Source organism: Bradyrhizobium betae, from assembly GCF_008932115.1.
In the GTDB taxonomy this organism is placed as follows: domain Bacteria; phylum Pseudomonadota; class Alphaproteobacteria; order Rhizobiales; family Xanthobacteraceae; genus Bradyrhizobium; species Bradyrhizobium betae.
Genome location: NZ_CP044543.1, coordinates 2,457,706 through 2,470,486, shown reverse-complemented (window position 1 = coordinate 2,470,486; position 12,781 = coordinate 2,457,706). Strand labels below are relative to the sequence as shown.

12 protein-coding genes are annotated in these 12,781 nt (G+C 64.5%); 7 read left to right on the top strand and 5 right to left on the bottom strand.

Going from position 1 to position 12,781, the window contains the following annotated elements; genetic code table 11:
- Positions 1-3 precede the first annotated feature (3 nt).
- Together F8237_RS11795 and rnhA are read left to right on the top strand one after the other, a co-directional pair.
- Positions 4-987 carry a homoserine kinase gene (locus tag F8237_RS11795; protein ID WP_151644807.1) on the top strand — a complete coding sequence of 328 codons (984 nt, stop codon included), beginning with the start codon at positions 4-6 and terminating at the stop codon, positions 985-987.
- Positions 984-1,436 carry a ribonuclease HI gene (gene rnhA, locus F8237_RS11790; RefSeq protein WP_151644805.1) on the top strand — a complete coding sequence of 151 codons (453 nt, stop codon included), beginning with the start codon at positions 984-986 and terminating at the stop codon, positions 1,434-1,436. The genes F8237_RS11795 and rnhA overlap by 4 nt, the downstream gene beginning before the upstream one ends.
- 182 nt (positions 1,437-1,618) lie before the next feature.
- Here the strand turns inward: rnhA and F8237_RS11785 are convergent, their stop codons facing one another.
- From F8237_RS11785 to F8237_RS11765, 5 genes are all read right to left on the bottom strand, one after another.
- Positions 1,619-2,104: a peroxiredoxin gene (locus tag F8237_RS11785; protein WP_151644803.1), complete on the bottom strand. Its 486-nt coding sequence runs from the start codon at positions 2,102-2,104 to the stop codon at positions 1,619-1,621.
- Between the two features lie 229 nt (positions 2,105-2,333).
- Positions 2,334-4,019, bottom strand: coding sequence for a long-chain fatty acid--CoA ligase (locus tag F8237_RS11780; RefSeq protein WP_151644801.1), 1,686 nt, complete (start codon positions 4,017-4,019; stop codon positions 2,334-2,336).
- A gap of 192 nt (positions 4,020-4,211) precedes the next feature.
- Entirely contained in the window at positions 4,212-5,663 is a 1,452-nt protein-coding gene (locus F8237_RS11775; RefSeq protein ID WP_151644799.1) for a D-alanyl-D-alanine carboxypeptidase family protein, read from the bottom strand.
- A 191-nt stretch (positions 5,664-5,854) separates the two neighbouring features.
- Positions 5,855-7,663 (bottom strand): glucan ABC transporter ATP-binding protein/ permease, encoded by a 1,809-nt coding sequence (locus tag F8237_RS11770; protein ID WP_151644797.1) that lies wholly within the window; start codon positions 7,661-7,663, stop codon positions 5,855-5,857.
- 90 nt (positions 7,664-7,753) lie between these two features.
- On the bottom strand, positions 7,754-8,803 hold the full coding sequence (locus F8237_RS11765; RefSeq protein ID WP_162006001.1) for an ABC transporter substrate-binding protein: 1,050 nt from the start codon (positions 8,801-8,803) through the stop codon (positions 7,754-7,756).
- 227 nt (positions 8,804-9,030) lie between these two features.
- On the opposite strand from F8237_RS11765, the gene F8237_RS11760 reads away from it, so the two are divergent.
- The 5 genes from F8237_RS11760 to F8237_RS11740 all read left to right on the top strand — a co-directional run bounded on the left by F8237_RS11760 (position 9,031) and on the right by F8237_RS11740 (position 12,588).
- Positions 9,031-9,402, top strand: coding sequence for a hypothetical protein (locus F8237_RS11760; protein WP_151644793.1), 372 nt, complete (start codon positions 9,031-9,033; stop codon positions 9,400-9,402).
- Positions 9,403-9,519: 117 nt separating this feature from the next.
- Positions 9,520-9,924 carry a phosphoribosyl-ATP diphosphatase gene (hisE, locus tag F8237_RS11755; protein ID WP_151644791.1) on the top strand — a complete coding sequence of 135 codons (405 nt, stop codon included), beginning with the start codon at positions 9,520-9,522 and terminating at the stop codon, positions 9,922-9,924.
- Between the two features lie 45 nt (positions 9,925-9,969).
- Positions 9,970-10,572, top strand: a complete 603-nt coding sequence (locus tag F8237_RS11750; protein ID WP_015688913.1) for a YqaA family protein — start codon at positions 9,970-9,972, stop codon at positions 10,570-10,572.
- Positions 10,573-10,620: 48 nt separating this feature from the next.
- Positions 10,621-11,151: a hypothetical protein gene (locus tag F8237_RS11745; protein ID WP_151644789.1), complete on the top strand. Its 531-nt coding sequence runs from the start codon at positions 10,621-10,623 to the stop codon at positions 11,149-11,151.
- Positions 11,152-11,187: 36 nt separating this feature from the next.
- Positions 11,188-12,588, top strand: a complete 1,401-nt coding sequence (locus F8237_RS11740; RefSeq protein WP_151644787.1) for an aspartate ammonia-lyase — start codon at positions 11,188-11,190, stop codon at positions 12,586-12,588.
- The last annotated feature ends 193 nt before the right edge of the window (positions 12,589-12,781 follow it).

The window sequence follows — 12,781 nt, the reverse complement described above, 5'->3', positions numbered from 1 at the left end:
GGCATGGCGGTCTACACCGACGTTGCCGCCGACGAGCTTGCGGATTTCCTGAAGCAATACGATCTCGGCGACCTGCTCTCCTACAAGGGCATCGCCGAGGGCGTCGAGAATTCCAACTTCCTGCTGCACACCACCGCGGGATCGTTCATCCTCACGCTCTACGAGAAGCGCGTGGCGAGGAACGACCTGCCGTTCTTTCTCGCGCTGATGACTCACCTCGCCGAGCACGGCGTCAATTGCCCGCTGCCGGTGAAGGCGAAAGACGGCGAGGCGCTGCGCGAATTGTCGGGCCGGCCGGCCGTGATCATCACCTTTCTCGAAGGCGTCTGGCCGCGCAAGCCGAACGCGGCTCACTGCGCCGGCGTCGGCGAGGGCCTCGCCAGGATGCATCTGGCCGGCGCCAATTTCGCGATCAAGCGCGCCAATGCGCTCTCGGTCGCCGGCTGGCGGCCGCTGTTCGATGCGGCGTCACATCGCGCCGACGAGGTGCAGCCGGGCCTGCGCGCGTTTCTCGGCCATGAGCTCGATCATCTCTCCAGCGGTATCTGGCCGAGCAATCTGCCCGAAGGCGTGATCCACGCCGATCTCTTCAACGACAACGTCTTCTTCCTCGGCGACAAGCTCTCGGGCATCATCGACTTCACCTTCGCCTGCAACGACATGCTGGCCTATGACGTCGCGATCTGCCTCAACGCCTGGTGCTTCGAGCCGGATCACTCCTTCAATGTCACCAAGGCGCGCGCCTTCCTCAATGCTTACGGCCGGGTGCGGAAGCTGACTGACGCCGAGCAGGCCGCGCTGCCGCTGCTGGCGCGCGGCGCTGCGATCCGTTTCCTGCTGACGCGGCTGGTGGACTGGCTCAACGTGCCCGAGGGCGCGCTGGTCAAGCCGAAGGATCCGCTGGAATATGTCCGCAAGCTGCGCTTCCACCAGAGCGTTTCCAGCGCGCGCGACTACGGGCTGATGCCGTCAGGACTGGTCGCGTGAGCGAACGTCCCACTGTGACGATTTATACCGACGGCGCCTGCTCGGGAAATCCCGGGCCCGGCGGCTGGGGCGCGATCCTGAAGTTCGGCGACAAGGAGAAAGAGCTGAACGGCGGCGAGCGCCACACCACCAACAACCAGATGGAATTGATGGCGGCGATCTCCGCGCTGGAAGCGCTGAAGAAGCCGTGCACCGTCGATCTCTACACCGACAGCCAGTATGTGCGGCAGGGCATTACCGGCTGGATTCACGGCTGGAAGCGCAACGGCTGGCGCACCGCCGACAAGAAGCCGGTCAAGAATGTCGAGCTATGGCAGCGCCTCGACGCCGCGCTGAAGGCACATGAGGTGCGCTGGCACTGGGTCAAGGGCCACGCCGGCCATCCCGAGAACGAGCGCGCGGATCAACTGGCGCGGGATGGCGTCGCGATGGCGAGATTGAAGACGTAGGTGGCGGAGTAGGGCGTCGACGTGTCGCGGACGCCGCTTCATTCTCAGCTGTCATCGCCCGCGAAGGCGGGCGATCCAGTATTCCAGAGGCAGTTATGATTCAGCCGAGAAGTCTCGCGTACTGGATGCCCCGCCTTCGCGGGGCATGACAGTGTCGCTGGTAGACGACCTGGGCCTAAAGCTCAGAGCTGCCCCAGCAGCGTATCGCCGCCGGACACTTCGACCTTGCCGGGCATCGCCTCGAGGTTCAGCTTCTTGACTACGCCGTCCTCGACCAGCATCGAGTAGCGCTTGGAGCGGATGCCGAGGCCGTTGGCGGAGGCGTCCAGCTCCATGCCGATCGCCTTGGTGAAGTCGGCATTGCCGTCGGCGAGGAAGATGGCCTCGTCGCGCTGGTCGGTGTCGCGCTTCCAGGCGTTCATGACGAACGCGTCGTTGACGGAGATGATGGCGATGCTGTCGACGCCCTTGTCCTTGATGGCGTAGGCGTTGAGGAAGATGCTGGGCAGATGCATCTTGTGGCAGGTGCCGGTGTAGGCGCCGGGCACCGCGAACAGCGCCACTTTCTTGCCCTTGAAGATATCGTCGGTGGTCTTCACCTGCGGGCCTTCCGCCGTCATCACGCGGAATTTCGCCTCGGGCAGCTTCTCGCCAATCTGGATGGTCATCGTCGTTTCTCCTGTAGGGGCCGGGGCTGTTCTAGAACATTTTACCGGCGGAGGGAAACGGCGGCGGTGAGGCGGGGCCGCCAATTTCTCGTCATTGCGAGCCAACGGGTCCGCGCGTAGCGCGGCCCGATGACAGGCTCCGCGAAGCAATCCAGGCTGCCTCCGCTGAGGGATTCTGGATTGCTTCGTCGCAAAGAGCTCGTCGCAATGACGGCGGAGAGAGCGTGCCTTATGCCGCCTCGGCCTTTTTCTCGTCGCGGAGCTGCCGGCGCAGAATCTTGCCGACATTGGTCTTCGGCAGGTCGGTGCGGAATTCGATGTGCTTGGGCACCTTGTAGCCGGTGAGTTGCTCCTGGCAGAACTTGACCACGTCTTCTGCCGTGAGGTTCGGGTCCTTCTTGACCACGAATGCCTTCACTGCCTCGCCCGACTTGGAATCGGGGATGCCGATCACGGCGCATTCGAGCACGCCCGATTGGCTCGCGATCACTTCCTCGACCTCGTTCGGGTAGACGTTGAAGCCGGAGACCAGGATCATGTCCTTCTTGCGGTCCACGATCTTGGTGTAGCCGGTCTCGTCCATCACGCCGATGTCGCCGGTGCGGAAATAGCCGTCCGCCGTCATCACCTTCGCGGTCTCTTCGGGCCTGTTCCAGTAACCCGACATCACCTGCGGACCCTTGGCGCAGATCTCGCCGGGCTGGCCGAGCGGCACCTCGTTGCCGTCGTCGTCGCGGATCGAGATGTAAGTCGAAGGCACGGGGATGCCGATCGATCCCGAGAATTCGGCCGCGTTCGCCGGGTTGCAGGTCAGCGTCGGCGAGGTCTCCGACAGGCCGTAGCCTTCGGCGATGAAGCAGCCGGTCACGGCCTTCCACTGCTCGGCGACGGGGCGCTGCACGGCCATGCCGCCGCCGTTGGAGATCTTCAGCTTGGAGAAATCCAGCTTCTTGAAGTCGGGATGATGCATCAGGCCGTTGTAGAGCGTGTTGACGGCCGGGAAGCTGTTGACCTGGTACTTCGCCAGCTCCTTGACGAAGCCGGGGATGTCGCGCGGATTGGGGATCAGCAGATTGCAGCCGCCGGCGCGCACCGCGAGCAGGTAACAGGCCGTCAGCGCGAAGATGTGATAGAGCGGTAGCGCGCAAACGATCATGAGCTGGTCGACATGCGGGGGCGCAGAGAGCGCCGGCTGCAGCCAGGCATCGTTCTGCAAGACGTTGGCGACGATGTTGCGATGGAGCAGGGTGGCGCCCTTGGAGACGCCGGTGGTGCCGCCGGTATATTGTAGGAAGGCGACGTCGCCGGGCGACAGTTTCGGCTTGTTGAAGGCCAGAGAGCGGCCGGCCGACACCGCATCGTTGAAGGCGACCGCCCCCGGCAGCGACCAGGCCGGCACCATCTTCTTGACGCGGCGAACGACGAGATTGACGATCACGCCCTTGAAGCCGAGCAAGTCGCCCATGCTGCCGACGATGACGTGCTTGACCGCGGTCTTCGCGATCACCTGCTCGACGGTGTGGGCAAAATTCTCCAGCACGATGATGGCTTCGGCGCCGGAATCCTTGAGCTGATGCTCGAGCTCGCGCGGGGTGTAGAGCGGGTTGACGTTGACCACCGCATATCCGGCGCGCAGCACGGCGGCGGTCGCAACCGGGTATTGCAGCACGTTCGGCATCATGATCGCGACGCGAGCGCCGCGCTGGAGGCCGCGTCCCTGCAAATAGGCGGCGAGCGCCAGCGACATCTGGTCGAGGTCGCGATAGCTGATCGACTTGTCCATGCAGATGAACGCCTTGCGGTCGGCGAACTTGGTAAAGCTCTCCTCCAGCAGGTCGACCAGCGATGCGTATTGCGACGGATCGATATCAGCGGGCACGCCGGGCGGATATTGCTTGAGCCAGATGCGCTCCATGGAAACTCCCCTCTCCTACACCAGAGCCCGTTGTGTCTCGGGCTTGCCCCATTGCCGGCAGTATCCAGCCTGCCGGAACGGGTGGCAAGTCGTGGAGGCTTAAGACAAAGGCCGGGGAGTGGCTACTGGAATCGTCGCAAATCGCCCTGCCGCAAGTGCGAAGTGCAGGCTGCGTTTTAATTCCGAGGGGCGTTAACTGTTGTTGGCTGGCTTGGCGGCAGGCTTGGTCGCGGCCTTGGGCTTGGCGGGTTTGGCGGGCTGATCAGCGCTTGCCGCAGGTTTCGCCGCTGCATCCGGCTTGGCCGCGGCATGCTTGGCGCCTGCCGGTTTGGCCGCCTGCTTGGCATCGGCCTTCGGCTCAGGCTTCACCGCCGCGGGCTTCGCGGCCGCGATCTTGGGCGCCGCGTCTTTCGGCTTGTCTGCGGCATCAGGCTTCTTGGCAACGCGCGACTTCTTGCCACGCGGCTTCGCAACCGTTTGTTGGTCGGCGTCGGCCGCGACCGCCGCGATCAGGGCTGGGCCGGTGCGGGTCGGGCCGGTATAGACCAGCACGGGCTCGGCAGCGGCCGCCGCCGAGGCCATCAACTCGGAGGCCTTCATCAGGGGCGGCTGCAGCCCGGCCGTGAAGAACGTCACCTGGGCTTCGCCGCCGGTGGCGGAGGCCGACCCGGAGGTGCCGCCATTGGTCGCGATCAGGGCGTCGTCGTCGTCGCTCGCCGGCCGCTTGCGATGGCCGCCGCACATATCGTCGCGCAGGTTCGGCGGCGAGGCATCGACCGGCACCAGCTTGTCGACGGTGCCGAGCGAGGGGCGGAGCCAGGTGAGATTGTCCTGGCTGAAGCCGCGCTCGAGCAATTGCGCCGCCTTCACCGCGCGCGCGGTGCCGGAGCTGGCGCCGAGCACGACGGCGATCAGCCGGCGGCCGTTGCGCGTGGCCGATGCGACGAGATTGTAGCCCGAGGCGCAGATGAAACCGGTCTTGAAACCGTCGGCGCCGGGATAGCGGCCGATCAGCTTGTTGAAATTGCCGGTGACGCGCTTGCCGAAACGGATCGCCGGGATGTGCACGAAGTATTCGTATTCCGGCAGGTCGCGCAGGAACGAGCGCGCGAGAATGCCGAGATCGCGCGCCGAGGTGATCTGACCGTCGGCGGGCAGACCGTTCGGATTGACGTAGCTCGTCTGCGTCATGCCGAGCCTCTGCGCGGTGTCGTTCATCATCGCGGAGAAGCCGTCGATCGAGCCGCCGACGCCTTCGGCGAGGACCACGGCCATGTCGTTCGCCGACTTGACCATCATCATCTTCAGAGCGTTGTCGACGGTGAGCTGTGTTCCCGGACGGAATCCCATCTTCGAGGGCGACTGCGAGGCGGCCGTCGGCGACACCGTGAGCAGCGTGTCGAGCGTGAGCCTGCCGTCCTTCACCGCCTTCAGCGTCACATAGGCGGTCATGATCTTGGTGACGGATGCCGGATACCACGGGATGGTCGCGTTATCCGCCTGCAACACCTTGCCGCTGTCGGCTTCGATCAGGAGCAGCGCTTCGGCGCTCGCCGCGCGTGGCGCAAGCAGTGCGGCGCATGCGAGGGTCGCAGCGAACAGATTGAACAGGGACTTGCGAAGCAGCGGGCGAAGGGCGTGCACTATCCGATTTCCGGTCCTTGGAGACCCGCCTGTTTTCGGACGGCTCTCGTGATCTGATGTTCGGTTCTGAAATCCGGCGCCGCCGCTTGCGGCGTCGCAAACCTATACCGGCTCGTGCGTCGAGAACAGGGGTTTCGGCCGGGTATTCAGCGATGAAATAGGCCGAATTTCGACGGCGCCATGGGGACTTGCTAAGGGGATTTGGCTGCTGTCGCGGCAGCCTCGGCGGCCGTCACGCTGGCCCGCGTATTCGCTTGTGATTGTTCCTGCACCATGAACTGGGCTTTCGCGAGCTCGGCGAAATGGCCGGCTTTGGCCACGAGTTCATCGAAAGTTCCGCTTTCGATCACGCGCCCGTTCTCGAACACCAGGATCCGCGTGGCATTGCGGATGGTGGAGAGGCGGTGGGCGATCACGAAAGTGGTGCGGCCCTTCATCACTTCGTCGAGAGCGGCGTTCACCTTGGCCTCGGTCACGGCATCGAGCGCGGAGGTCGCCTCGTCCAGGATCAGGATCGGCGGGTCCTTCAGCAGCGCGCGGGCGATCGACAACCGCTGCCGCTCGCCGCCGGAGAGCATGCGGCCGCGCTCGCCGGCATTGGTCTGGAAGCCGCCGCTGCGCTCGATGAATTCGAGCGCCTGTGCGCGCTCCGCGGCCTTGCGCATCTCGGCCTCGGTCGCATCCGGCTTGCCGACGCGCAGGTTCTCCTCGATCGAGCGGTTGAACAAGAGCGCTTCCTGGAACACGACGCCGATGTTCCGGCGCAGCGAAGTCAGCGTCACGCCGCGCACGTCCATGCCGTCGATCTTGATGAAGCCGGACTGTGGATCGAAGGCGCGATGCAACAGCGCGATCGCGGTGGATTTGCCGGCGCCGGTCGGGCCGACCAGCGCGATGGTCTGGCCGGGCAACGCGGTGAAGGAGAGGTCTTCGATCGCCGGCCGCTTGCCGTCATAGGAAAAGGTGACGTCGTTGAACTCGACGAGGCCGGAGAACCGGCCCGCGTCGATCGCGTCGGAGCGGTCGTGGACCGCGGGTACGGCATCGAGCACGTTGAAAAACTCGCGCAGGCGCGGGGCTTCCATGAATACGTTGTTGATGAAGCTCACGACCTGCTCGAGCTTCTGGATCAGCATCGTCGCGAAGCTCACGAACATCACGATCTCACCGACCGAGGTGAGGCCCTGGTCGTGGAGGGCGATGCCGAGCGAGAAGATCGCGAGCACCGTGATGGTGGTGGAGGCGCGCGTGATCACGGTGACGAGCGCCCACCAGGACAGCACGGGCATCTGCGCGGCCAGGAGCTCGTCGGCGACGGAACGCAGTCCCTTCACCTCGGATTCGACGCGGACGAAGCTCTGCACCAGTGCAACGTTGCCGAGCGCGTCAGAAGCGCGGGCGGAGAGCTCGCTATAGCGCTCCTCGACCTCCATCTGCATGCCGAAGGTCTTGCGCACGACGAAGGTCGTCAGCGCCGTGAAGACGACGCAGAGCACGAACAGCAGGACCGCGAGTCGCCAGTTCAGGTAAAGCGACAGCGGCAGCAGCACCACGACCGACAGGATCGCGGCAAAATGCTCACGGAAGAAGCCGAGCCAGAGCCGCCACAACGCGTCGGTGCCGTTGAGCATCACCTTCATCAGCCGGCCGGAATGGGTGCCGGAGTGGAAGGTCAGCGGCAGTTGCAGGATGTGCTCGAAATAGTCGGTCAACACCGCCTGGCGCTGACGGTGGGAGAGCCGGTCGGCCTGCAGGGCCACGAGTGCGCTGCAGGCGATGGTGAACAGCCCGAACGCGACCCAGGCCAGCAGGAATGGCCAGGCCGAGCTCGACCCAGCGACCGTCTTGCCCGAGAGCACGTCGACGATCCGGCCGAACAGCACGGGCTCGGCGAACTGCGAGGCGGCCAGCAGCAGATTGGCAAACGCCAGCAGCCAGCCCAGCCGTGCCTCCTTGCCGAGGAGCTCGAGAACGCGGGTATAAAGGCTGAAAATGGACATGCTGTAGCGAACTCGGGCGGATCGAACGAGGTGAGCCCATATTCTAATCAGGGATCGCCCGCGAGATACAGCGGAAGCTGTCGGTTTTGCTCAATTGATCAGCCGCCCGGCGACCGGCGGCAGGAACCGGTTGTCGAAGATATCACCCGCGGCCGGCTTCTTGCGGAATTTGAAGTCCTGCGCGATCTGGTCGATCGAGCGCTCCAGGCGCGCTGGATCGATCCCGCCCAGGCCATTGCGCCTGACCTCGTCGGTGAGGACGTTGTCGACGAGCACGGTGCGCAGGCGTTCAAGCTCCAGATCGCGGTCGCCGTCGTCGATGCGGCTCGCGGCCTCGTTCGCTGCGCGCGCCGGCTCCTTGACGGTCGCATTGATGCCGGCGATCAAGGCGCGAACAAAACCCTTCACCGCCTCGGGTTTGGCGGCGGCGAAAGCGGGATTGGCCACCACGGCAAAGCCGTAGGCCTCGCAGCCATAATCGGCAAAGCGCAGCACGACGAGATCGGCTCCGGGCACCCCGCGATCGCGCAGGTTCACCGCCGAGAGATAGCTGAAGCCGGCGACGGCATCGACCTGTCCCGCGGACAGGATCGGCTCGCGCACCGCCGCGCTCATCTTGTGGAATTTCACATTCTGGGTGTTGATGCCGTTCTGCTGCGCCAGCGCCGGCCACAGTCGCATCGACAGATCGCCGTCGACAACGCCGACAGTCTTGCCGTCGAGGTCGGGCAGGAGATGGATGCCGCGACTCCTGCGGGCGACAATGGCGTAGGGCGCGCGGTTGTGCAGCACGAACACTGCCTTGAGCGGTGCGGCATCGTCCCCGCCGCGAAAGCGGATCAACTCGTTGATGTCGACGAGCGCGAGCTCGCTGTCGCCCTTGGCGACGCGCGCGAGTGTTTCCGGCGATCCGGCCGCGGTGTTGAAGGTCACGTTGAGACGCTCGGTGCCGAAGCCGCCGTCCTTTGCGGCAAGGAAGAACGGCGCCATGCTCGCATCGATCGGACGATCGAACGTGAAGTGGATCGCGGTGGAGGGGGCGGCGGTCTCGGCCGCCATGACTTCACGCGCAGTCGGCGCGGCAAGCAAGATTGCAACGGCCAGCAGGCCGCGAAGTGCGATCGTCTTGAATCCTGACATCAGTTGCGCCGGTCCCGCATTGTTGTGGTTTTGTGACGCTCGCAGCGCCGGCCGGCGATGAGCCTGCGCGCGCCAACATGAACGGCAGATGAGCGGCGGTTGCGTCACGATCACGCAACCTCGTTCAGCTTCTGTTGGGGTAGGGGAACCCAACATGAGCTGCGGGTGTTTGAAAGACATGAGCCTGTCGTCAGGCACCATTCGAGGTCCCAAGGAGGGTCCAGGACATGTTTGACAGATTTTCGAGATTTGCCGGCCGCAAGGCCGTCCTTGCCACAGCCGCGGTGCTGGCGTTGACCGCAGTTGCCCCGACTGCCTCTTATGCGGGCGGCCGCCACTGGCACGGCGGTGGTGGCGGCGCGGCGGCTGCCGCAGCCTTTGCCGGCATCGTCGGCACCGGGCTTGCGATCGCTGCGAGCCGTGACGCCTACGCCTACGACAACGGCCCCTATTATGGCGGCCCCGCCTATTACAGCGCCCCTGCCTATTACGGAAACGGCCCCTATTACGGTCCGGGACCGAACTACCAGGCGCATCGCTACGGGGGCACGGCCCCGTCCGAGCTTTGCGGCCAAGGCTACTACACGAACTGCTACTAGCCTCGGCTACCAGGTCTTGACCACAACAGGCCGTCGCGCTTGCCGCGGCGGCCGGTTTTTTGCTTTTGCTGCCGAACGTTAACGCGCTCGCCATTGGTTTAGAGTAGTTTTCAGCACATGAGTGATTCGCTTGAGCGGCTATATCTGGCTGTGCTCGCGGCCAGAGATCTTGATCCGGCAACCTCGCGTACGGCCCGGCTGTTTCAGCGTGGCCCATCCAAAATGGCGAAGAAGCTGGCAGAGGAGGCGATCGAAGTCGTCATCGATGCCGTCAATGGCGACACCGAGGCCGTGATTCGGGAAAGCGCCGATCTGCTCTACAATCTCACTGTGCTTTGGGCCTCGGCCGGTGTGCGCCCTGAAGACGTCTGGCGCGAAATGGCGCGGCGGGAAGACATGCTCGGGATCGCCGAGAAGCTGCCGAAGTCGCCGATGAAGCTGCCTAAAGTTGCGTCACCGCGCGTAGCCGCCAGGCGGCCAATTGTCGCGCTCGAAGGCCGCGTGGCGCGCAAACGCCACTAGGCGCCACCAGAGCGTCACAAAACTCGCGATGGACAAATCCGCCCCATGGTGCTTCATCGCGGCGCCATGCTGAAACGTATCTACGACTGGTGCATCGACGCCGCTCACAAGCCTTACGCGCTCTGGATCATGGGCGCCGTGGCTTTCGCCGAAAGCTCCTTCTTCCCGGTCCCGCCGGACGTGATGCTGATTCCGATGTCGCTGGCGCGCCCGCAGCGCGCCTGGCTCTACGCTGCGATCTGCACCGCGACGTCGGTGGTGGGTGGCCTGCTCGGCTACGCCATCGGCGCGCTGCTGTTCGACTCGGTCGGCCACTGGCTGATCCAGGTCTATGGCCTCGGCGACAAGGTCGACGCTTTCCGCGCCTCCTACGCCGAGTGGGGCGCGGTGATCATCCTGCTCAAGGGGCTGACGCCAATCCCCTACAAGCTCGTCACCATCACGTCGGGTTTTGCCGGCTACAATATCGGACTGTTCATCCTGTGCTCGATCGTTGCGCGCGGGGGACGTTTCTTCATCGTGGCGATCCTGCTCAATCGCTATGGCGACTGGATCCGGGTCAGGATCGAGAAGCATCTCGGATTGTGGGTCGCGCTCGGCGCCGCCGTGCTGGTGCTGGGCTTTGTCATTGCCATCAAGTTGATCTAGCGCTGCTGCGGCTTTGCCGCGGCGCCCTCTTCGGCTACGGTTGCCGTCATGATGGTTCGATCCGGCAGTCCGGTCCTGCGACTGGGGACGCTGATATTTGCGGTGCTTTCGCTCCTGCTCGGTGCTGGCGGGACGGCATGGCCGCAATCCGCGCCGCCGTCACTTGGCGTGCAGGAGCAGGGCCCGCAGGCGCCGCCGCCGCCCTCGACGCCCGCCTCGCCGGTTCGCGAGGAAAATCCCGGGCTGATCCACGAAATGGGCAAGCTGTTCGACAAGCTGCCCTCGATCCTGCCGCCGATCAAAAGCCCGAGCGAGACCATGAACGACCTGTCGCGCCTGGCGAAGCCATCCACCATGGTGTCGGGGCGCATGGCCTGCCCGGCGTCGTCCAACGGCGCGCCCGATTGCAAGCAGGCCGCCGACCAGCTTTGCCAGAGCAAGGGCTACAAGGAAGGCAAGAGCCTGAACGCCGACTCCGCGGAGAAATGCTCGGCCAAGGTTCTCATTCCGGGCAGGCAACGCAAGCCGGACGACTGCCGCACCGACACTTTCGTGACAAGCGCGCTGTGCCAGAATTGATGCGATGACGCCGCGCGCCAGCAACCAGGAGCGCCTATGAGCCGCACGGAGCAGGACTTCCTCGGACAGCGTGAGATCGCCGACGACATCTACTACGGCGTCCAGACCATCCGGGGTAAGGAGAACTTCCACATCACCGGCATTCCGATGAACCAGGAGCCTTACTTCGTGAAGGCGCTCGGTTACGTCAAGAAGGCCGCGGCGATGGCCAACCGCGACCTCGGCGCGGTCGACGCCAAGGTCGCCGAAGCGATCATCGTGGGCTGTGATCGCGTCATCGCCGGCGACATGATGGATCAGTTTGTCACCGACTTCATCCAGGGCGGCGCCGGCACCTCCACCAACATGAACGCCAACGAGGTGATCGCCAATCTCGCGCTGGAATCGCTCGGCTTCAGCAAGGGCGACTACCAGCACGTCAGCCCGAACGATCATGTGAACTACGGCCAGTCGACCAACGACACCTATCCGACCGCCTTTCGACTTGCGCTGATCCTGCGGCTCGAAAGCTACATGACGGCGCTGCGGCAGCTGCAGGAGGCGTTCTTCGCCAAGGGCCGCGAGTTCGATCGCGTGCTGAAGATGGGCCGTACGCATCTCCAGGACGCCGTGCCGATGTCGCTCGGTGCCGAATTCCGGGGATGGGGGACCACCATGGGCGAGGAGGTCGATCGCATCTCCGAGGCACGGGCGCTGCTGCGCGAGATCAATCTCGGCGCCACCGCGATCGGCACCTCCGTCACGGCGGCGCACGGTTATCCCAAGCTCGCTGTCCGGCATTTGAGCGCGCTGACCGGCGTCGACTTCATTCTCGCCGGCGACCTGGTCGAGGCGACGTCCGACACCGGCGCCTATGTGCAGCTCTCCGGCGTGCTGAAGCGCACCGCGAGCAAGCTGACGAAGATCTGCAACGACATCCGCCTGCTCGCCTCCGGCCCGCGCGCCGGCTTCAACGAGATCAACCTGCCGCAATTGCAGCCGGGTTCGTCGATCATGCCGGGCAAGGTCAATCCCGTGATTCCCGAGGTCGTCAACCAGACCAGCTTCCTCGTCATCGGTCTCGACACCACGGTGACGCTGGCGGCCAGCGCCGGCCAGCTCCAGCTCAACGTGATGGAGCCGGTGATCTCGTTCGCGCTGTTCTTCTCGATCCGCACCATGGAGCGCGCCGTCAACAGCCTGCGCGAGAACTGTGTTGTCGGCATCACCGCCAATGAGGAGCACACCCGCAACATGGTGCTGAACTCGCTCGGCATCGTTACCGTGCTGAAGCCGCTGCTCGGCTACAGGCAATGCGCCGAGATCGCGCGCGAGGGCTACAAGAGCGGCAAGTCGCTGCACCAGATCGTGGTGGTCGAGCGCAAGCTGCTGACGCAGGAGAAGTGGGACGAGATGTTCTCGTTCGAGCGTCTGATCAATCCGGATATGATCGGGTAGGTGATCGTCTGTCCTTCCGTCATTCCGGGATGCGCCCACAGGCGCAGGCCCGGAATCCATCAGGCCTCAGAGCAAATGGTGCGATGGATTCCGGGCTCGCGCTTCGCGCGCCCCGGAATGACGGGAGCGGTATTCCGCGACTTGGAATTGCGGTAGCCGCTTCCACCACGGCGTCAAAACGCAATACTTGACA